This window comes from Xanthomonas translucens pv. cerealis, assembly GCF_006838285.1.
Classification (GTDB): domain Bacteria; phylum Pseudomonadota; class Gammaproteobacteria; order Xanthomonadales; family Xanthomonadaceae; genus Xanthomonas_A; species Xanthomonas_A cerealis.
The window spans coordinates 279011-299621 of sequence record NZ_CP038228.1; the positions used below are offsets into that span (position 1 = coordinate 279011).

A 20611-nucleotide genomic window follows, 5' to 3' on the forward strand; every position below is an offset into this window, starting at 1 on the left:
CGGTAGGGCGTCGGGGCTGAAGCTTCTCCCGCAACACATCCCAACCTGCAAGCAAGTATCGGCATCACGATCGCTCGGGCGCCGGCGCCCGAGCGATCGCGTGGTCACACCGATTTCTTGCGCAACCGCCGGCCCACCGCATAGACTGCACCGGCGACGCGGGCGTAGCTCAATGGTAGAGCTGTAGCTTCCCAAGCTACTGACGAGGGTTCGATTCCCTTCGCCCGCTCCAGTCTCGCGAGTTGCAGCGCTAAGTTGTTGATCGCGCTGGCTATTCCTCCCGACTGAAGACCGCCTCGAACGACCTCCCAAGGTATCGTTTGAGGTATCGTTTTTTGCCCAAGCCCCTCTTGCTGCATCGGCCTTCAGGCCTCTATGTGCGCTTCTTGGTTCCTGTTGATTTGCGGGGGCAAGTCGGCTCGCGATATCTCGTTCGTCCTCTCCATCTTCGCCCCGGCGACGCTGCGCGTCTGGTGTCTGCCTACATGGGGATGGCACTATCGATGGCATTCGATGCCATGCGGAAAGGGATGACCGTGGATCTGGACGAAGTGCTGCGCCGCATTCGAGAACAAGGACTGCGCGAACTCACATTGACCGATGTGACGCTGCCTAATGGCACGCATCTCGGTAAAGCCCAGATCGACACCCCCGAAGACGCAGCATTGTTCGCTGAGCTGTTGCGCGAGCCAGCCAGTGAAAATGCCGCGCGCGCCAAGCCAAGTGGCTGGCGCACAGGCAAGGCCAAAGCATCTGGCCCGCTGTTGTCCAAAGCGATTGCGGATCACTTGGGGGACTTGGGTCGCGCCAAGCTCCACAGTAAGACGGTGCTTGAAAGCCGCCACTCGCTACGTTTGTTCGCGGGCGCCGTTGGGCAGGACCTGGCGGTGTCCGAGTTAACGGCAGACCATGTGCGCGCCTTTTTCGATGTCGTGCGGTGGTGGCCGTCGAATGCGACCAAGCGCGCACCCTATAAGGGTCTTGCGGTCATGGAGGTGGTGGCGCTTGCCCAAACCAATCAGGTTCCCGAGCCTGCTGCCTGGACGGTTGCCAAGCACCGTCAGCGCTTGTCGGTGTTCTTGGTGTCGCTGGTCTCGGCAGGGCTTTTGGCAAGTAACCCGCTGGCGGGTATCCGGGCGATTGCTACACCAGATGCTGACGACACAGGTGAGCCCTTCACCGATGCTGAGTTGAAAGCGATCTTCGATCCTGTCGCCTTCCCGGCGTGGGCCAAAAAGTATCCTCATCGGTGGTTCGGCCCGATGCTCGGGCTTTACTCAGGGGCGCGGGTGAATGAGATCGCGCAGCTTCGAGTGGAGGACATCGACACGATCGATGGGGTGCCAGGGTTCTTCGTGCGACAGGGTGGAAAGGGGCAGAGCGTCAAGAACAAGAACAGCCGCCGTTTTGTGCCGTTGGCCAAGCCGGTGATCGATGCTGGTTTTCTGGTTTATATCGATGAGGTGCGCCAAGCAGGATACACGCAGATCTTTCCTCATCTGCCCAATAGCACCGGACTGGGCTTTGGTCGACAGTTGAGTCGACAGTTTTCGGTCTACATTAAACGTCAAGGGATCACGGCGAAGGGGCAAGGCTTTCATGGCTTTCGCCACACCATTGCGTCGCGTTTGGATGAAGCGGGTGTGTCGGCCTCAGCCATTGCGGCGATCACCGGCCATGCGCGAGGTCAGGGGGTGTTGGAGAAGTTCTACATTGATCGTCGGTCGTTGCCGGATCGTGTAGCGACGTTGGCGCGCTTCAAACCGCCTGTCGCTTTGCCGCTCTATCGAGTGCACTATTTCTCTTCAAAGACCAAGAATTAGAGCGATCCTCAACCAATTTTCGCTAGGTTTGGATATCTAAAACCGCATGAGGTGTATAGATGGCATATGGAAACCAAAAATCGAAGCCTCAACGGCAGAGTCGCAAAGTGATTCTTGTTGAGGCAAATCCTCAGCATGGGCATGCAACGCTGACCGATCCGCCGCAGTGGTTTTTAGTGCTAACCGATCCGCCGCCCTATGTGTTTGTTTGTAGTGGGTCGACCAAAGAAGAAGCAATACAAAGAGCGGAGGAATTGGGATATTCATTTGAGGAGAATCCCGAGCCATTTCCTGCCGGACATCAGCTTTAGAAATCCTTTCCCTGTCTCGGAATTGAGGTGATTTCCGCATCAGACCAACGTTGCGGGAGTTGGGGAAAATATTGACGGCCTTCTTCATTCCAATGATCAATACATGCATTGAGTGCATCTGTGGCTTCTTGTTTAGCTTGCTCAACGGGGAGTCTGGTCAGAGCTGCGATGAAGGCTTGGTTCCAAAAATCTTCGATTTTCATGTGGGTGTTTTTGATAGAGGTGGCTTGCTTCTTGTAATCGAATAATAGAGCATGTCAAGTTGTTGGCTCTATATGTTAGATGTTCAGGCGGCGAGGGGCGCGTGACGTCATTTTTCCTAAAAGAACGTCAACAGGTGTAGGCCTTGCGTAACAATTTTAAACTATCGAGAGCGCAAGCCGAGCTTGTGATCGGAGAAGTAGGGCTTTACTGGGCTCGATTTTTCGCGAATAATTTACTAATCAATTGACTGGATCAGTTTCGAATGAAAAACGCGTCTCTAAGTGCCCTTGCCGCTGCCAAGGAAAAATTGGCAGCCGAAATTCGGAAGTTGGAAGAGCAGGAAGCTCAGCTGCGCCAGCAGCAATCGTCCGAAACTTATTCGGAGATCATCAAGCTTCTCGACCAATACAGTGGTCATTTCAGTGCAAAGCAGAAATCAGAGATTGCCGCTCTGATTGGTGTTGGGATAGCCAAGCCGAAGAAAGCTGCTTCCACAAAGAAAGAAGTGGCGCCGAAGTATTGGCTGCCCCACAACCAAGAGACATGGTCAGGGCGTGGCCGTCCGCCTAAGGCTTTCACCATTTGGCAGGGCAGTGCGTCTTACAAGGAATGGAAAGCCAAGCATCCGGATGAGAAGTTTCCTAAGTATCCGGGGTGAGCTTTACAAAGCCCCGTGGTGTGATGCTTTTTAGCAAATGGGAAGCCTAGCGGGGTTGCGTCACGCAAAAGGGCGTAGAAGGACGCTAGGCCCTCCCACGCCGGCTTCTCACCGAGGAGGGTGCGGCCATGTGTCTCAAACTTTGCGACAGTGCCGCCGATACTATGAGCTATGGACAGAGCCCAGTTGCGAACCCACCTTGACCGCTTGGACGATGCGGTGCCGGCGTTGCGAGTATCAAGTCCTGACAGATGCCATTTCTTACGCGCGTTCGCTGGCATGGCGCAGATCATTGAGACAAAAGCGCTCACTGCTCAGGATGCCGAGTTCATTGGGCGACGAATCAAAGAGATCTTGGTTTGGCATGAGCTTACAGACGTGGAAGGTTAGGACTGATGCCAAGCGGGGCTGCTAGGCTGCACTTACTGAGCCTGTGCTCGACACATAGCACGTGGCCATCCAGTGCTTGGCGTAGTCATACGCCGCGCCTTGATCAGTGAAGGCGACACTGGGGACCGGGTATCGCCTTGGGGACATCTGCTCGGCTGTCGTGCGCAAGGTGCCCATGCCGCCGATCAGTCCATCGATCCGCTTTTCCAACATCTCCGGCATTAGCGCCTCCATCCGTGCCTTGGGCTTGCGCAGCACCGAGACGATGGTATTGGTGAGCGCGGCGAACCGCTCCATGATCTGCTCTGGGGCGGCGCCGTCGCCCTGTGCGTCGCATTACGCAGACAATTACTGTGGCGAGATTCCGATCCCGCCCCCTGCGTACCCATTGTAGCGCCGAGCTCGCAGGGTTTCGGGCTAAGGGCCAATCTCGGTCGATTCAGCCTGGAGTCATTTTAAGTTCAGGTTTTTATGCCGGCCGTCGCGCTATGATGGAACTACTTGTTCTCCATGGAAGAATCGAACAATGTGGCTCCCCACTGCAGCTACAGCGCTCTCCGCTTTGCTGGAACGCCAGACCTCGCGGTTGATGAGACTGAGCTTTCCAAACGACGACGGCCTTTCCGCGGTCCTGCTCCCTGAGAAGCTGGTTGCAGACGAGGCGCTGTCTCGGGATTTCGAGTACACCTTGACGCTCCTCTCCGAGGACGCAGCGATCCCCGCCAAGTCGCTGATAGGCAAGATGGCCACCATCGAGTTGGTGCGCCGCGACGGCGGCCCTCGCTACTTCAACGGCTACGTATTCGAGTTCGGGCGTACCAGCACAGACGGTGGCATTGCGCACTACCGCATGGTGTTGCGCCCGTGGATGGCGTTTCTGCGATCGCGTCAGAATAGCGGCCCTCTGCACCAGAAAACCGTCGCTGCGCTTACCGACGAGATACTCGGCCGCTACCGCTTCCACGATTATCGCCTGCAAGTTGGGGCGACCTCCGATGCGACGCAGACCGAGGCAATGCAGTGGCAGGAATCCGATGCGAACTTCCTGCATCGTTGGTGGGAGACGCGGGGCTGGTACTACGGCTACGAGCATCGAGCAGATGGCCACACCCTGGTGCTCTGCGACGATTCCAAACAGGTGGCACCGATCGATGGGGTGCCGCTCATTCGCTATTTCACCGAGGGCGGCCCCGACGACGACGACGCGATCGCCGAATGGTCGCCCGCGCGCCGGCTGGCCCCCACACGCTATGCGGTGTCGAGCTTCGACTTCAAGAATCCGCGTCGACCCTCAGCGGCAAGTATCGCCACGGTGAACCAGCAGGGCGACGTGCCGGAGCTGGAGATCTACGAAGATACCGGCGCCTACGGGTTCCGGACCGTAGCGGAGGGCGAGGAACGCGCGAAGCTGAGCCTGGAAGAGATCGAGGCCAAGGCCAAGCATTACGAGAGCCGCGGTAACGCGGCCCGCTTGCAGCCCAACCGTTACTTCGATCTGGTCGAGCATTTCGAACACGATCGCGATCCAGAAGAGGATCGCAGATTTTTTGTCGTCAGTGTCCATCATGAAGTCGTCAACAATCACCTTGGCAATGAGCCCGCCCGCTACAGCAATTCCGCTGTTGCCGTTCGGCAGAAGGTGCCTTGGCGACCTGGGCGCGGCTACAACAGCCTCATGCCGCGGGTCTATGGCCTGCACACCGCGCTGGTCGTGGGTCCCGCCGGCGAAGAAATCGACTGTGACGAATATGGCCGTGTGATGGTGCAATTCCACAACGACCGCGTCGGTGAGTACAACGAGAAAAGCTATTGCCGCGTGCGGGTAGCCACACCTATGGCCGGCGACCGTTTCGGCTTCGTGGCGATTCCGCGCATTGGGCAGGAGGTAATTGTTCAGTTCCTGGACGGGCATCCGGATCGTCCTCTGATCACCGGATTGGTTCCCAATCAGGAGCAGATGCCGCCGTGGGAGTTGCCGGCGAACAAGACTCAAACCGGTTTCCTGACCCGATCCAGTCATGGGGGTGAGTACGAGAACGCGAACGCATTCCGCTTCGAGGACAAGAAGGGTGATGAGGAGGTCTGGCTGCATGCCGAGAAGGACCAGCGCATAGAGGTCGAGCACGACGAATCTCACTGGGTAGGTAACGACCGCAAGAAGACCATCGATCGCGACGAGAACGTACAGGTCAAACGCCACCGCACCGAGCGCGTCGACCACAACGAGACGATCTCTGTCGGAGACAATCGCACCGAGGATGTCGGTATCGATGAGACGATCCAGATCGGCAACAATCGCAGTGTCACCATCGGCGGCAACAAGGTGGAAACCATAGCCCTGGCGAAAGCCGAGACAATCGGTCTGGCGAAGGCGCTGACCATCGGTGCCGCCTACCAGACCAGCGTGGGTGCGGCGATGAACACGACCGTTGGGTTGTCGCAGAGCGCGCAGATTGGGCAAAACAAGTCCACGAAGGTCGGCAAGCGTTACCACATCGATGCCGGCGACGAGTTCGTGGTGACGGTCGGCAAGTCCACCTTGGTGATGCGATCGGACGGCACGGTACTCATCAACGGCGCAACCTTCGATTTCACCGCCAGCGGACCAGTCTCGATCAACGGCAAGGATGTGGACATCAATTGATCCGGAGGCTGGGCATGGAATTCCGCAACCTCACCCCGTTCGACGCGCTGTGCTTTTCCTCGCTCGCGCCTGACGACAAGGAACACACGGTCGTGGCGATGAAGATCGCCTATAGACTTGAGCCGGACTCGCAGAATCCGGGGTACCTCCATCCTCTTGTGCAGGACGAAGCGCCTGTGCCGTTGTGTCTGGCCGATGAATACTACGGCGAAACCGGCGAGAGCAGTGTGCGTGAGGAGAGCGATCTGGCACCGTACAAGCCGTTCTGCGACGTGCTGGTTCGAGGCCATGCGCATGCCCCTCATGGACGGCCGAGCGCGCAGTGGGAAAGTCGCCTGCGCATCAGCCGACCGTTGCCGGCGGTTCCGGTGCCGGAAATCGCGCCTCCCTATGGTCTGGCCCCCAACATGGCACCGAGCCCGGCGCAGCTGCAGCGTTGGCAGCAGGAGGTCGCGCGTGCCAAACGGGAACTCGCCGCTCGGTCAACATACGAGATACTGCTCGACAAGACATTGCGCGTCAGCGGGCCACGCCGTTTTCGTCGCGGCCTGCTGCGGCGCTGGCAGTTGACCAACCCCGAACCGGTTGCTGGCGTTGCCCTGCGGTGGGAAAACGCCTGGGGTGGTCGTTCCCGCGTTGCCAATCCTGCGCATCTGGAGGATCCGCGCCAGCCCCCCGATCTGCTGGATGAAGTTTGCTATAGCAATCCGCTGGGCCGCGGCTGGTTTGAGGAACGACAGTTCACGCTTGCGGGCAAGGACGGGGTCAACGGGCCAGAAGGCTGGTTTGCCCCGCAGTTCGAATACCCACATGCGCCAATCGACAAGCCCTGCCTCATCCGGCACCCGGATGAGCCGATTGACGCGTTCAAGATGACGCAGATCGCTGAAGGGTATGGCGAAACGCCAGCCGGATTCGGTGCTGTCGGACGTGCCTGGGCACCTCGGGTGCACCTGGCGGGCACTTATGATGCGGCCTGGCTCGATCACCGCTGGCCAAAGTTGCCGGAGGATTTCGACTTCGGCTACTGGAACGCCGCACCCGTCGATCAACAGATACCGTTTCTGGCGCCGGATGCACGCTTCGAATTGACCAACCTGGTCGACCCCTACCTCACAAGGGAGGGGCTGGCGTGGTTCGATCTGCCGTGTCATCGGCCGTTCCTGCTCATGCGGCTGCGTAACGGCACCGTCGCGCCGATGCCGATGATGACCGATACCGTCATCATCGATACCGATACCCTGACGCTGACCCTGACGCACCGCATGTCATTGCCTGCCGGAACACCGCTTCGTGTCCTGGAGGCACGCTTCGAGACCAACCCCGCGGCGGCATTGGTACGCCGGGCCACCTCCGCTCCATCTCTCGTGAAGTGAATTCAGATGGCCGATAACTATGTGGCGCGCCAGCAGTCCGGCTGGAGGGTGGTGTACGTTGCGCCTGACGTCTGCAAGACCCCGATGGGCAGCGCTGTCGTGCCGGTGCCGTACCCGGTGACCGCGGAGCTGCAGGATGCGGTACAGGTGGCCGGCAGCGTAAATGCCAACGGACACCCCCTTGTAGTGTTCAGCATGAGCAAGGTGCCGAAGACCTTGGGTGACGCCGCCGGTAGGGCGACAGGGATCAAGAGCGGCACCGTTGAGGCCAATTGCTATCCCAAGGAGCACAGTTTCACGGTCCGGGCAGAGAAACGTCCGGTCATCCGTCATGGCGATCTGTTCTGGATGAACGGAGCGTAGCGGATGGGCGTTATAGAAACCATCCCGCTCCGGCAATCCGCCAACGCCATTGGCGGCAAACAAACGATTATGCTGCAGACCGGCCCCAACGGCGGCGTTATCGCTGACATTTATGGCACGGATTTCCAGGGGAACAACCTCCATCAGAGCTATGGAGAGCTTCAGGAAGAGAAATACAACGAGCTAAGTGCCTTCATGTTGCGAAAGGAACGGGCGACATTGCCGCCGTTCTCCCACTTCAAGACTGGCAACACGTTAGGCAGAGTGGTTGGAGAAAGCGGCGCATCCCCTGTGCCTGCCACGAAGGCGAACCCTCCCGTCAAGGATGAGACTGAGGAAGAGGGGACATTCTGGGCCAAAAACGGAGAGGCTATACTTGACGGCACTCAGGTCGCACTGGACGTCGCGGGCTTAATCCCGGTTGTTGGGGATGTGGCCGATGTGGCCAGCGGCCTGGTCAGCCTGGCACGGGGCGACTATGTCGGTGCGGGACTGTCGTTTGCCTCGGCGATCCCATTTGCCGGTTGGGCCGCCAGCGGCGCCAAAGCGGCCAGACGCGCGATGAAGAGTGAGAAGGCGGCGGCAAAAGCGACCAAGGAGCTCACGGAAGAAGGGGCAGAGAAGGAAGCCAAGGACCTAGCCGAGAAGGAGGCCAAGGACTTGGCAGAGGAGCGAGCCAAGGAAGCGGGAGAGGCGGCACCCGGCAAGAAGGTCAAGCAGAAGAAGCCCCTTGAATGCGGCCAAAAGGGACCCTATGGAAAGCTTCAAGAGTTCGACGCTGAAAGCGTCGGGCTGGAACGGGATCACATACCGCCGCAGGCTGCCCTATTGCAGCGCGCGCTTCAGATCGCCAGAAGCAAAGAAATCGATTTGGATGCAGGCGAAAGAAGAGCGCTGAAAGACAGGATCGGGAGGCATGCATTCACCGTAAGCGTCCCGAAGGAAATACATGGGGAGGGCCTCACAAATAGTAACCAAAATAACAAGCTGGGAGCATCCGACCTTCAGAAAACTGCGCATGACGAGGCGCATCAGCATCGCGAGAACATGCGGCGCAGTGATAAGCACCACAAATGCCTGGGCGCTTTGCAGAAGGCCACTGGTGAAATTGGAAAAATCACGAACAAGCAGTATGATCAGTTTTTGGATAAGGTGTTGGACGACTTTGTTAGCGGGAAAAGGACGACCGATCCGTGGAAAAATATTCTTTAAGTGTTGAGGCGAGTTATGAACTATCCCGATCCACAGACCATCATCGATGCACTGGGTAAAATTCACGACAGTGAACAGGGTGCACGTCTTTTTGAGGCGCTGAATCTCAAAGAAAAAGACCTTCGTCCGGACCCCCTCAATGAGCAGGGTCGACGGATATATGAGGATAAGACGCGCGGCCTTCAACTGGAGTTCGAGGATGAAGGGCAAAGACGCGAAATACCTTATCACGACATAGGCGAAGGTCCTTGGGTGCTCGATCAGGTCTTTTTGCGCTCGGAAAAAGGTGGAGGAAACGCGTATCCCGGCGTGCTTCCCTATGGCATCAGGTTTGACATGAGCAAGAATGAATTGTCTGATCTTTTAGGTCCGCCGACTAAGAGCAGCCCGAGAGTGGATGTGTGGAAGAAAGAGCAGCATAAGGTTTTTATAAATTATGACATGAAAAGCGGCGCCGTGAAATCACTAGGAATGCAGCCTCCTACTGACTGATTCGGATCCCTCATGAACTATCCATCGCCGGTCAAATTTATTGCTGCAATCGATAAGTCACTGGGCAGCGCAAGCGGTTCAGTCATCAGGGAAGCCTTTCAAATAAAGGAGTTCGATCTGCGGCCAATTATCGAAGGCGTGATAGGCGAGAAGGAGTTTGTCAATAAAAGCTTGGGCATACAGCTTGAATTCGAGGATGCGGGTTTGAGGGAGCCCAGCGCCTACCATGATGTTGGGGAAGGGCCGTGGATCCTGACCCATGCGGTCTTTCGTGCCGGCCTGAATGGTAGTCCAAGATATCGTGGCGAAATTCCCTATGGTGTGCGTTTCGAATTGTCGCGACAGCAAATTAAAGAATTTCTCGGTGAGCCCTCCACCTCCAATATCGTTGCAGACGTGTGGGATAAGGGAAGCCACCGACTAGTAGTGAATTATGATGTGAAGAGCCAGGAGGTAAAGTTGGTAGGCTTACAGGCTCCAATCAGGGAGTGACGGAATTGTTCCAAGGTTTCAGCTGCCTGCCCATCGCCCCATTAGAAAGCTATGAACTATCCAGAACCCCAACATCTCGTAGATACGATCGGCAAAGACACCGACGATGCTCGGGTCCAGGCTATTTTCGGCAAGTTTGGAATCACGCTTGATCAGCTCAGACCGCTTTCCAAGAAGTTAAAAGGGCAGCTTCGTTGGTCGGACTTCGATCATGGAATCCACATGGGATTCAACGACGTCGGCTTGCTCAAGAAGATTCCTTACCATGACGTCGATGAAGGACCGTGGGTTCTTGTAGATGTAGCTTTTTGGGCAAAGGGCGAGAGTAAGGTAGACTATGCCGGGCCGTTACCCTTTGGACTGAATTTTGCAATGAGCAGGAATGAGGTCAAGCGTCATCTTTCCACCAATTCGCTGCCCGACTGTACGTCGTACGGCGATGTTGACGTCTGGATTTGCAATGGTGTCGAGCTCGCTGCTGATTTTGGCGGTGAAAATGGCCGTATACGCTGCTTCGGTTTGGCCCCTGCAGAAGGCGTAAACTAGAATTATCGGGCGGGCAGAGAATCGCTCCTAGACAAAAGTATTGAATACTGGCCTTGAGCCGCCGACAATGAGCAAAACATGACAACCAAGGACGTTGAAAAGTATTTCGCCCTCTTGGGCTGTCTTTCCACGGACGAAGGTGTCGAAGCCATGTTCAAGGAGTTGGGTGTCAAAAGGCGCCCGATCCTGGCTAAACCACCTAAGAGCCCCTATGAAGCTATTTTGCGGATCAGCTCCCAAGGAATTCTGCTTTCTTTTACCGAGCAAAATTACTGGCAGAAGCTGCCGCCACGATTGCACGGAAAAAGCGACAATCTAGTCTTCGCGAATATTGCCATTACGTCGGGTATTCCGGACGTAATGCGTCGCTATGATGGCTTGATGCCCTTTGGCCTTGACTGGTCGGACACGCGCGAAGCGGCTAGGGCCAAAATGGAGGCGGCCGGGTACGGGGGTAGCCTTCATGCCTATAAGCGCGATTCCTACTGGCTGCCCTATTTTAATGCCCGCCTGACTTATATGCCAGGTGATCTTGCGAAGCCTGAAATACCCGGTTTGTTCGATATCAGCGTAGGCATCCTATCCCCGCCAGCGCCCATTCTGGAGCGAGTCTCGCACTATCCCACCGTCGACGTGATTAGATCATTATTCGGTGCTTCTGCTAACGAGGAGCGGTTTCGCGAGGCTTTCCGAGATTTCGAACCCGACGATTTGGTTCGGGCGGTTGAACGTGAAGCCGTAGACCGAAAGCGCGAGTACGGGTTTGAGCTTTATTTCGATCCACGTCGTCCGGCCCCGGATGGCACTCCCGGCTTCGTCGGCATTGATATGGTGCGCGATCGTCTATCTGACTACCAGTGCTGGCGCGGAGATCTTCCTTTTGGCCTGAGCTTCGATGACTCGCCGTCTGTCCTCATTGAAAGAGTGGGGGTTCAGCCGGACCATTGGGAGGAGAATATTACCTGGGGGGTGGCCAGATGGTATCTGCCGGACTTCTTGCTGTGGATCAATTTCGATATCCTGGATAATAGAATAGAATCAGTGAGTATTCTGGCTACGGGCTATCGCGATGACTTGCTCGGTTCATGAGTGGAGTGGAAATAGGATACCCGGCTGTGCGGTGGCGGATGTCTTGCGATATATTTTGAATTTTACCTTACTAGCGCTTGTGGCAATCCTTGCTTCAGGATGCGACATGAAGCGCGAAAATCCGGCAGCCTACTTTGATGGCCCCTATCTTCAGGCCGCCCAGGCCATTGACGACAATGATAGGGCGCGTTTGCAAACCCTGGTGCGCAACGGCGTGGTGGTGGATGCTGCGGGACGCAAGCAGATGACCTTGCTGTGGTAAGCGATGCAACTCGAGAATTCCGATGCGATAACGACCCTGATTCGGCTCGGCTCGGAACCAGACAAACAGGTAGCACAAGGGCTGGGAACCGCGCTCGAATTAGCGCTCACCCACAAAGATCCCCGATTTCAGGAGCGACTACGTATTGGCTGCCTGGTGCATCCGGGCGCTGGCGTTATCGGCGACGGATGAATGGATGTTCAGCGATCGTGGCGATTTCGTCCTGTAGCGACGCGCCTGCGATGCATAGATTGCGTTCCGAAGCTTGGCAAGTCGTCAAGCGCGGAGAGCAAGATGAAATACACCATCGAGATCAACGGCACCGTCCAAGTCGTCCACTGGGCAACGATTGAGGCGACCTCGCCCGAGGAAGCCCTTTCCAAATGTGATATCGACGCGATCTCTTATAGCGACTTCGAGTTCGAAGAATGGCACAGCGCACCCGAGATCCATCGCATCGAAGATGAAACCGGCACGCTCATTGCGTGTGACTACGAGGACCATGTTCCTGACATCGACGATCTGTAAGTCCCTTCTCGGCTTGTCCAATCGACTGATGCTGTCACGCCGCGATCTTGACGAAAGGCGTTTCGGCCTTAAGTTGAATGGAAAGGAGACGAAATGGACCAATCAATTAGAAGAAATATTAGACAAGCAGTGAAGCAGGGAAGCGAGACGTATGTGCAGTCGCTTTGTCAGGCTCAGGGTGACATTGATGCTGCGGCACGTTACGCCATTGATGTGGCGATCACGAGCGGCAAAGAAAGCTTGGTTGATCAACTGGTGCCACTGTTATCGAAATCATCTGCGGTTTATCCGCTTGATGTCGCTGTCAAGGCGGGTTCGGTGCGGGCAGTTGAGCAGCTCATGGCGTTTTGCGACGCAGAGGATGACGAGGCATTGGTGCTTGCTGCCAGGCACGGGCACACGGAGTGCGTCAAACGCCTGCTGAAAGAATGCAGTCCTTTGCAAGGCGACTCTCAGGCGTTGTATGAGGCAGCGCGTCATGGTCAAGCAGATGTGGTCTTTCAGTTGGTCCTTTTTTCAGATGCCAAGGCCCAGGACAGTCGAGCGCTGATCGCTGCTTGTCGGGGAGGCTACTTGGAAGTGGTCAAGCATCTGCTGCCGTTTTCATCCAAAATTCAATGTGCGCAGCATGGCTTTGCGGCGGCGGCAGAGAACAATCATGTCGACATCGTTGAGTTCTTGATTGAAGCCGGTCTTCCAGATCCGGAAGATACCTTTTCGTTGGGGCTGAATGTTGCTGCTGCCAAAGGCCATGAGCAACTGGTGCGGACACTCCTGTGGGCGATCGTCAGAACAGGCCAAGCGCCGCGCGACTTTGGTCAAGAAGCTATGCTCACTGCGGCAACCAATGGCAATGCATCAATCGTTAAGTCCGTTTTGGAGTTCGCGAACAAGGCCTGCTATCCGGAGGCAGGCTTATTTGCTGCACTCCAAAATGGCCATGATGAAGTGGCGGATATTCTGGTTCGCCGAGTGAACTTGGATCACGTGCGCGAATTGATCTCGGACGAAGTGATCGAAGAAAAGCTAGACAATTTGATCGCCAAAGTTGAGGCTAAGAAGCAGCACAGAGAGCTTCAATCCAACGAGCGCCAGAGAGGTGCGCAGAGCAATACGTCAAGTCCAACAGAGAAGCGCGCAGCACGCGGCGCACGCTTGTAAGCGAGTGCTGTAGAAATATACCTAGATGTCATCGGCATCCTCACTCCGTTGCTTGCTTCTAAGGACCTGCTCTCCGTATCTCCCAATCGCCACGCGATAGGGTTCGGACCTGATGGAGGTCAGTGTCGTAGATGGCGATCAGTTCAGAGCTGCTGGCAATAATGTGACCTCGCATCTTGCGCTCACCCTTTTCCCAGAGTTCTGAGTCGCTTGTCGACACTGGGCCGAGGAGGCGTTGTCTCTCTTTGGTGACGCTGCTGATATCGATGCTGTGATCGAGGTCTTGAGCTTAGATGCCATTGCCTTCCTGCGTCTAGACGAGGCGCTGGATCGGCGGTGGGCCAACACGAAGCGTTGTTAGGAGTATGTTTGTGGCTTCTTTCGGATCTTCGAGGCGACAGCTGCGAAGATCAAAGCAGCCTCTGAGCGCGGCGAATGAGCGCGGCAAACTGGATGAGGCGACGCGCATGCTGTAATGCTCGATCCGGGGGGGGGCTCGCCCGCAAGTCAGGGCGTCCGGCGCGCTATACTTGCGACTCAGGTGTTGAAGTCATGAATGACCGGCTGTCGAGCGCGGTGCAAGTTCCGCTGTTTAACGGCTGATTGAAACGCTACCGGCCAAGGCCCCAAATGCCAAATTTCTCACTGTCAAAGCAATTCTCGCTCAGCGACATCGAAAGTGCCTTGCACCAGGTCTTGGCCTCACCTGGGAATGATCTTCTGGCCGGGAAGGAGTTTGCCTCAAAGCGGCACGGTCCACTAAGAGATGCCGCGCGCTTGCAGCTTCTGGCTACTTGGGCGCGCCATGCGCCAGGAAGACGCCTCATTTTTAATGCCCAGAATCTGACGCAAGTGCTGTTGGATAAGTGGTGCGATTACGCGCCAGGACTTGTTGCCATTCGGATGAGTGGCGGGGTCGTCATTGGCAATGAGCAGATCAGTCGCCGCGATGCGTTGCGTCAAGCATCTTCGAAGATAGCAAGCACCGAATTGCTTGAATTCGATGATGTCGTCAAAGGGCGGTCGTTGGATTTCCCCTGCATCGCGGGCGCCAAGTCGCAATACCTGAGTGCGCTCTTTACGGAAAAATCGCCGTTTGCTGTGAAGGGGAAGCAGGAGATGCTCGCGACCTTGGAACAGCTAAATAGCTATGTGGCAAGGACTGATGCCACGCGGATCGAAGCTTCGTTCTGGGACGCATGTGCGTTGTTTGCAACTGAGCTTATGAAAAACACCCAAGAGCATGCGACCTCCGATGCCGAAGGAAAGCCTTATGCCGCGCATGCGGAAGGGCTGATCATTGGTTGGAAGGAGATGAGTGATCGCATCTTTGGAGGCGACTTTCAAAGTCATGCGTCACTACGCGAATTTTGGGAGCGCGAGCAGGTGAGTTTTGGTCAGGGAGACACAGGGCTTCGATCTATTCAAATGAGCTTCTTCGATACAGGTCCAGGCTTCGTTGGGCGGCTCACGGGCAAGCGTGTGAAAGTCCTTGACATCGAGGAGGAGCGCGAGATTGTGTTGAAAGGACTTCGAAAGCACGCAACAAGCAAGCGGGAGACCGGAGCGGGAAACGGAATTCCTGAGGTGCTTGAAAAGCTTCGACAAGTGGGCGGGCTAATCACCATTCGAACTGGGAGGCTGCGCCTCTTTCGCGCTTTCGCGCCGGGTGAAGATGTGGAGCTATTTGCGTTTGAGGATTGGAGTCCTGATGAGCTTGGCGAGATGGCCGGGTCGGTTGTTTCAATCCTTCTGCCCATTCGCCGCCCATGACCAGATCATTCTCTTACCGTTGCGTTGCCCCTTGCGAGCGCACGGGCATCCAAACAGAAGCGCTTTGCGTTTTTTTCGATGCCCGAGCTTCGCTGACTTCCAATGATCTCTTCGATGAACTTAAAGGAGCGCTGAGGGCGCTTCCGGCGCTTCCCGATGTGCTCTTGGTCATATCTAACCAAGCGGGAATCAATGAGCTTCTGACCCATTGGAAGAGCGACTCATTGGCCAAAGAGAGCTTCTTGGCTCGAAGTGAGCGTGGCGGTCTACCGTTTATCAAAGCCTGGCAATTTATAGCCTGGCAGCAAGATGGGACGTTCGCGGTCGTTGAGCAAGCCAAGCCTGACGGTGGTGGCTTCGTGCTGGGCCCACAGAAGGTAATTGATGCGGGTCTGGCTGAGCTTGTTCAGCGTAATGGCGTTGTGCAATCGGCGCCGGGCGGTCATGTCTTCCGCCATCCGTCTGGGACTGTCAACAAAGTCTTTGTGCAGGCCAGGGAGCTGGTAGCGAGCGAGGTTGAGCTTGCCTTTGTTGGCTGTGCACTGATCGCTGAGCTTCCGGCTCTGCGCGAGCGTAAATTGGAGTTGGTGCTCATCGATAGCATGGGCATCTATCTAATCGTCAAAGAAGCAATGCGCTACGTTGGCAGCGATGCCCGCATTGAGAGTTTTCACTCTTACAAGGAAATCTCCAAGCTTCTACGACCCACAGTTCCTCACGCGGTCATCGTTTCAGCGTCTACAACAGGCGGCATGGCCAAACGCCTCATCAAAGAAAATCGCTTTGCCGATGATGTTGTACTTACGCTAGTCAATCGATCCAAGATTGATGATGGAGGGAGAACGCTCATCGCGCTAGATGATGTCAAGTCGCTCGATATTTCGCGCCTGCCGGATGGCACTGAGACTCAGATCGAGCTGATTGGTGAGCATTTCACGTCTCGATCAAAGCCGCCACGCGGTGTGACGATTAGCGTTCACCATGAGCCGAAAGCACTTTCGCGCTACTTGAAGCAACTGGGTGAAAGCAAGAGTTTGGTGCTGAATAAAGCGCGGCGAGGAAGAGGCGAAGTTCACCTGGTTGGCTTTGATGGCAAGTCTGTGGCGGAGCTTGGAGATGTCCGGAAATGGCTGCGTGATGTAGCGCGATGGCAAATCCCCGCCTCTGTCGACACTGTGATCTATGTTGATGACAATGGGTCTGAGCTTCTTGCGCAAAGCCTTGCGCATGAGTTGCAGGAGGCCAAGGGGGCGTGGAGCGCGTTGACGCTCCTAAGTAACAGCGCGTTGAGTGCTGAGGCGCTCAAAAGCTCGAAAGGAGTGGCTGTCGTGCAGGCTGTTGCTGGCGATGGCGGAATGCTGCGAGAGGTAAGCCGCGATTTGAGGGAATTCGCGCCGAAGCTGCCTCGTCATTTCGTTGTTGCGCTGGGCGTTTCGCGGTCGGAAGAAGTGTGGGATCGACTTCGCCAGTTCCTGGTCAGGGGCCCAAGCGCAGCGCGCTCCTACGGATTTTCATCGTGGGTATCGCTTCCTGTTGGCGTTGAAGCCAACGTCCCAGTGTGGAAGCGGTATGCAGATTTAGCCTCCGAGATGGAAGCTGCGGAACTTGATCTGACCTCCGTTGATCAGTCACTCATCGAAAATTCTATTGAGCTTGCGGTTAATGCGATCGGTAAGAGCTATCACTCCTTTCTTCCAGCATCGAACGGTAAGGATTTGGTGCTGACGGAAGGCTTCGTGTTCTTTCAAGGGAAGGTCGAAGATGATGCCGCGTCTAACGAGACAGTCTTTTTGACTGCGTCGTCAGTTTTGCAGCGTGCGCGTGAAATCCCTGATCTGGCGCTACAACTCAAAGCGAGCGGCTACGAGTCAGTGGTGCTGTCCCCGGAGAATTTTCATCGCTTCAACGATAGTATCCTGCAAGCCTGCATTTTACGCGCAGCACTCCCTTCTGAACTCGATTACTCGTCAAGCCCGGAGTTGAGTGGTCTGATGAAAGAGCTATTGGCAAAGATCTTTGCGCGCCATGCCCATCCTTACGGTGAGGCGTCACTGGAGTTTGCTGTGGCGTTGCTTTCCAAGCGGATGCGCTTGGTAAGCCAGCACATGGATGAGCTGGGATCGACAATGGTCGATAGCCTGATAGGCTCGAAGAAGCCGAGCGCACTGCTTGGCTTTCTCTTTCTAATTGGCCGTCTAGGGAAAGAAGCCGGTTAGAAGCCCCATCCGCCGTCTTAGCATGTAGGTGCTCGGGATGATTTGACGAAGTGTTGCTCGGTCTTACCTTCTTGTGAAGAGGGAGATCATGGTCAAGGCATTGAAGCAATCTAAGACTAATGCTTGGGATCCGAGGCTTCTGGCGAAAAAGTGTGCCTCAGCCCGCTCACGGGCTATCCTCAAGCAAACGCCCAAACAGAGGACACTGAAGGCGCCAAGTGCGAGGCCTTCATGGCTTTGGTGGGCGCTAAAAGCTTCTTCGAACTAGTGAGTTGGCTTGTCAAAAGTCCCATGGCGGCAACGCTCGGAACAGCACTGCTTCGGGAAGCGGTGCTGCGCAACGATGCTTGCGCCGCCGAGTTGGCGCATCCCATCGCAGGCGATCTTGGAAGCAGTGTTTGGCACTTTCATTGGCTTCGACACTCGAACATGTCGAGCTGGTCAAACGCCTGATCCCGCTTAGTGAGTCTCGCGCATGCGCCCATCTCCCGCTTCGGAACGCAATTTCCGTTGGCTCCTTGATGTGCGTGGCTGCGCTATTGCCTTCTGCCTCCAGGATCGGGATCGCGACACGCGCGCTCCCCTTGGCTGCCGAGTATGGGTTGTCGGAGATTGTGGAAGTGCTCATTGCCACAGATCTGGTAGATCCAGAAGACACTTGCGAGAACGCCATGGAAAGGGCTTCTGACCAGGGCACTCGGTCATGGTCAAGCGCCTTGCTGAGGTGGTCGCGAAATCTGGAAAAATCGTCGGCGCGCTTCGGGGAGAAGTCATTGAGGTTGGCCGCGCAAAGCGGTTCTGAGGAGATCGTCCGGTACCTCATCACTGTAAGAGGAGCGAAGGTCGATCTACGATTGGCTTTGGTTGCGGCGCTTCAAAGCCGTCACTGGGGCGACGTCCCCCCAATTTTGAGTAGCATGCCGGTTTGGAGTCCAATTCCCTATGACCCACCCCCGATTGCTGTGCCATTTGAAAGTAGAAAATCCGACCTTCTACTGCGCCTGTGAATTCGCTTGGGACCCGTATTCTCGGGCAAATTCCTCAGGGGTTTTCCATACCAGTGCACTGTGGGGCCGCTCCTCGTTATAGAAGCGCCGCCACGCTTCGATTTTGCTCCGCGCGTCGGCCAGTGACAAGAACCAATGCTCGTTCAAACACTCCTGCCGCAACCGGCCGTTGAAGCTCTCCACCAGCGCATTGTCGGTCGGCGTTCCGCGCCGGGAGAAGTCCAGCTCCACGCCATTCTCATACGCCCAGCGATCCATCACCTTGCCGGCAAACTCGCTCCCGTTGTCCACCTTGATGGCCTCTGGTCTGCCGCGCTGAGCCACCAGGCGGGCCATCGCTTCGGCTACATGCTCGCCACGAAGCGACTGATCCACGACGATATCCAGGCACTCGTGAGTGAAGTGATCCACAACCGTCAACGAACGAAAGCGGCGGCCATCGAATAGTGCATCGCTCACGAAGTCCATGCCCCATAGCGTGTTGGGCGCGGTGGCAACCTTGATCGGCTGGCGGCGACGAGCGCTGCGACTACGACGAGCCCGGCAATGCCTTAAAGACAGGCCTTCTTCCTTGTAAATACGATGGATGCGCTTGTGGTTGTCCCGCCAGCCTTCCCGGCGCAGCACAGCGAACACCCGCTCGCATCCGTAGTGAGCACGGCTCAAGGCGATCTCCCGCATCCGCATACGAACCGCGCTGCAATCCCTTGCCTTGGCCTTGTACGAATAACTGGAGTGGGACATCGACATCATCCGCAATGCGCGGCGCAGGCTGACCCCAAAACGCTCGCGCAATTGGCCTACCCAAGAACGGCGCTGGGCAGGCCTCAGAGCTTTTTTGTGACCACCTCCTGCAGCATCGCTTTGTCCAGGCTCAGATCCGCAACCAGCTGCTTGAGCTTGCGATTCTCTTCTTCCAGCAAGCGCAGCCGCTTCAGCTCTGAAGGCCCCAGTCCACCGTACTTCTTGCGCCAGACATAGAACGTGGCCTCGGCCACGCCCATCTTCCGGCAGATCTCGCCAACCGCCATGCCCAGCTCGGCCTGCTTGAGTGCGTAGGCGATTTGTTGCTCGGTAAACCGTGACTTCTTCATCGGGTCAATCCTCGTCTGCTACGGGGGCCCAGGGTGCCGAAGTCTCTACTTTAGATTGCCCCAGTTTTCTGGGGGTGGGTCAGGGGTTGCGCTGTTTTGCTTGAACCATTATTTGATGCAGCAACCATCCAGACGATGGCAACACCTTCGCTGCTTTCAGAGTTCTATCGGGCGCGCCCTACGATTCAGACGTGGCTGGATGCACTCGACCTTCAGGCACACGTCGCGCAGGTTAAGCCCGACTTACCGCCCTGCCCTCGCCGTTTGTAATGCCGATCTAAGCTCCGCATCCGGGGCTTGAAGTGAGCCATGCCGTCTGCGTCGCCGCAATCGCAGGCGTTGAGATCGCGCGATATCAAGCTTTTCCCACGCCCTCCTGTCATGCCCACCGAGCCGCACTTCTTCGTTCCAAAGAACCTCATTTCATCGCCCCTTAGGCTTTGGGTGAGCTGCCGCTTCTCCCAGCAGCGATGGGATGGCGAAGTCCCGTGCGCGGCGAATGACTATGATCGTTCAGAGTGGCAGAGCTACATCCTACTCCCGCAAGCGTCGGTGACCTTGGCGCGCGTCAATGCACTTGCTGATCTGACGTTCGAGGTTAGGGCAGGGGGGCTTACGCGCGGTTTCACCGCGCTGCGCCAGGCTTCTACTTGGCAGCCGCTTGGGCCAAGGCCAGGTTCGCTAATCTTTATTCCTATCACAGTGCCGCTGAGCGCGCGGGGTAGCTGTCGAGCACCAGGTCTCAGTTGTCGGATCTACCCAATCTGGCATCATGGAGACCAAGGCTTGGCCAGTGGCGGGAAACTTCTGAGTTGGGGAACGGTGAGCAGGGAATTGCTGGTGTTTGAGCGGTCTGACTTGCTGGTGCTGGCCGCCATGTCGTTGCCACAAGAAGCACAGTCGCGCGTGCACCAGGTGCGGTGCCTGGGCTATCTGCACACCCACGAGCTCGGTGAGATGCCGCTGTCAT

At 56.4% G+C, this 20611-nt stretch carries 22 protein-coding genes and 1 tRNA gene; 20 read left to right on the plus strand and 3 right to left on the minus strand.

Annotated features, from left to right (window positions below; all coding sequences use genetic code 11):
* Positions 1–158: 158 nt before the first annotated feature.
* The 3 genes from E4A48_RS01225 (at position 159) to E4A48_RS01235 (ending at position 2134) form a co-directional block, all read left to right on the plus strand.
* Positions 159–232 (plus strand) — tRNA-Gly (locus E4A48_RS01225).
* A gap of 253 nt (positions 233–485) precedes the next feature.
* Complete coding sequence (locus tag E4A48_RS01230) at positions 486–1823, plus strand: site-specific integrase (protein WP_142743071.1); 1338 nt, start codon at positions 486–488, stop codon at positions 1821–1823.
* Between the two features lie 59 nt (positions 1824–1882).
* Positions 1883–2134, plus strand: coding sequence for a hypothetical protein (locus tag E4A48_RS01235; RefSeq protein WP_142741735.1), 252 nt, complete (start codon positions 1883–1885; stop codon positions 2132–2134).
* On the opposite strand, the gene E4A48_RS20365 is transcribed toward E4A48_RS01235, so the two are convergent.
* Positions 2131–2337 carry a hypothetical protein gene (locus E4A48_RS20365; RefSeq protein ID WP_185910696.1) on the minus strand — a complete coding sequence of 69 codons (207 nt, stop codon included), beginning with the start codon at positions 2335–2337 and terminating at the stop codon, positions 2131–2133. The two genes, E4A48_RS01235 and E4A48_RS20365, sit on opposite strands and share 4 nt — an antisense overlap.
* Positions 2338–2600: 263 nt before the next feature.
* Between E4A48_RS20365 and E4A48_RS01245 the strand changes: the two genes are divergently transcribed.
* Positions 2601–2996, plus strand: coding sequence for an H-NS histone family protein (locus E4A48_RS01245; protein ID WP_142741737.1), 396 nt, complete (start codon positions 2601–2603; stop codon positions 2994–2996).
* A 171-nt stretch (positions 2997–3167) separates the two neighbouring features.
* Positions 3168–3386 (plus strand): hypothetical protein, encoded by a 219-nt coding sequence (locus E4A48_RS21400; RefSeq protein ID WP_142741738.1) that lies wholly within the window; start codon positions 3168–3170, stop codon positions 3384–3386.
* Positions 3387–3407: 21 nt separating this feature from the next.
* Here the strand turns inward: E4A48_RS21400 and E4A48_RS01255 are convergent, their stop codons facing one another.
* A complete protein-coding gene (locus tag E4A48_RS01255) occupies positions 3408–3683 on the minus strand; it encodes a hypothetical protein (RefSeq protein ID WP_142741739.1) in 276 nt (91 codons plus the stop codon).
* 229 nt (positions 3684–3912) lie between these two features.
* Between E4A48_RS01255 and E4A48_RS01260 the strand changes: the two genes are divergently transcribed.
* The 15 genes from E4A48_RS01260 (at position 3913) to E4A48_RS20380 (ending at position 17993) form a co-directional block, all read left to right on the plus strand.
* On the plus strand, positions 3913–6030 hold the full coding sequence (locus E4A48_RS01260) for a type VI secretion system Vgr family protein (RefSeq protein ID WP_142741740.1): 2118 nt from the start codon (positions 3913–3915) through the stop codon (positions 6028–6030).
* 14 nt (positions 6031–6044) lie between these two features.
* A complete protein-coding gene (locus E4A48_RS01265) occupies positions 6045–7406 on the plus strand; it encodes a DUF2169 family type VI secretion system accessory protein (RefSeq protein ID WP_142741741.1) in 1362 nt (453 codons plus the stop codon).
* Between the two features lie 6 nt (positions 7407–7412).
* Complete coding sequence (locus E4A48_RS01270; protein WP_142741742.1) at positions 7413–7769, plus strand: DUF4150 domain-containing protein; 357 nt, start codon at positions 7413–7415, stop codon at positions 7767–7769.
* A 3-nt stretch (positions 7770–7772) separates the two neighbouring features.
* Entirely contained in the window at positions 7773–8981 is a 1209-nt protein-coding gene (locus E4A48_RS20370) for a hypothetical protein (RefSeq protein WP_185910697.1), read from the plus strand.
* 15 nt (positions 8982–8996) lie between these two features.
* The gene (locus tag E4A48_RS01280; RefSeq protein ID WP_142741743.1) at positions 8997–9473 is read left to right on the plus strand and encodes a hypothetical protein; all 477 of its coding nucleotides are present in this window, start codon (positions 8997–8999) and stop codon (positions 9471–9473) included.
* Positions 9474–9485: 12 nt separating this feature from the next.
* Positions 9486–9965 carry a hypothetical protein gene (locus E4A48_RS01285; protein WP_142741744.1) on the plus strand — a complete coding sequence of 160 codons (480 nt, stop codon included), beginning with the start codon at positions 9486–9488 and terminating at the stop codon, positions 9963–9965.
* Between the two features lie 51 nt (positions 9966–10016).
* Positions 10017–10511, plus strand: a complete 495-nt coding sequence (locus E4A48_RS01290; protein WP_142741745.1) for a hypothetical protein — start codon at positions 10017–10019, stop codon at positions 10509–10511.
* A 78-nt stretch (positions 10512–10589) separates the two neighbouring features.
* On the plus strand, positions 10590–11600 hold the full coding sequence (locus tag E4A48_RS01295) for a hypothetical protein (protein ID WP_142741746.1): 1011 nt from the start codon (positions 10590–10592) through the stop codon (positions 11598–11600).
* Positions 11601–11706: 106 nt separating this feature from the next.
* On the plus strand, positions 11707–11862 hold the full coding sequence (locus E4A48_RS20375; protein WP_185910698.1) for a hypothetical protein: 156 nt from the start codon (positions 11707–11709) through the stop codon (positions 11860–11862).
* A 3-nt stretch (positions 11863–11865) separates the two neighbouring features.
* Positions 11866–12054 (plus strand): hypothetical protein, encoded by a 189-nt coding sequence (locus tag E4A48_RS01300; RefSeq protein ID WP_142741747.1) that lies wholly within the window; start codon positions 11866–11868, stop codon positions 12052–12054.
* A 102-nt stretch (positions 12055–12156) separates the two neighbouring features.
* On the plus strand, positions 12157–12390 hold the full coding sequence (locus E4A48_RS01305; RefSeq protein WP_142741748.1) for a hypothetical protein: 234 nt from the start codon (positions 12157–12159) through the stop codon (positions 12388–12390).
* Between the two features lie 93 nt (positions 12391–12483).
* The gene (locus tag E4A48_RS01310) at positions 12484–13551 is read left to right on the plus strand and encodes an ankyrin repeat domain-containing protein (RefSeq protein WP_142741749.1); all 1068 of its coding nucleotides are present in this window, start codon (positions 12484–12486) and stop codon (positions 13549–13551) included.
* Between the two features lie 777 nt (positions 13552–14328).
* A complete protein-coding gene (locus E4A48_RS01320; protein ID WP_142741750.1) occupies positions 14329–15324 on the plus strand; it encodes a hypothetical protein in 996 nt (331 codons plus the stop codon).
* Positions 15321–17540: a hypothetical protein gene (locus E4A48_RS01325; RefSeq protein WP_142741751.1), complete on the plus strand. Its 2220-nt coding sequence runs from the start codon at positions 15321–15323 to the stop codon at positions 17538–17540. Before E4A48_RS01320 ends, E4A48_RS01325 begins: the two co-directional genes overlap by 4 nt.
* Before the next feature lie 123 nt (positions 17541–17663).
* Positions 17664–17993 carry a hypothetical protein gene (locus E4A48_RS20380; protein WP_185910699.1) on the plus strand — a complete coding sequence of 110 codons (330 nt, stop codon included), beginning with the start codon at positions 17664–17666 and terminating at the stop codon, positions 17991–17993.
* A 539-nt stretch (positions 17994–18532) separates the two neighbouring features.
* On the opposite strand, the gene E4A48_RS01330 is transcribed toward E4A48_RS20380, so the two are convergent.
* Positions 18533–19641 (minus strand): IS3 family transposase gene (locus E4A48_RS01330; RefSeq protein WP_142741752.1). Its coding sequence is split into 2 segments (ribosomal slippage): positions 18533–19389 and positions 19389–19641, totalling 1110 coding nucleotides; the frame shifts between segments, so codons are not numbered across the junction.
* Positions 19642–20611: the final 970 nt, after the last annotated feature.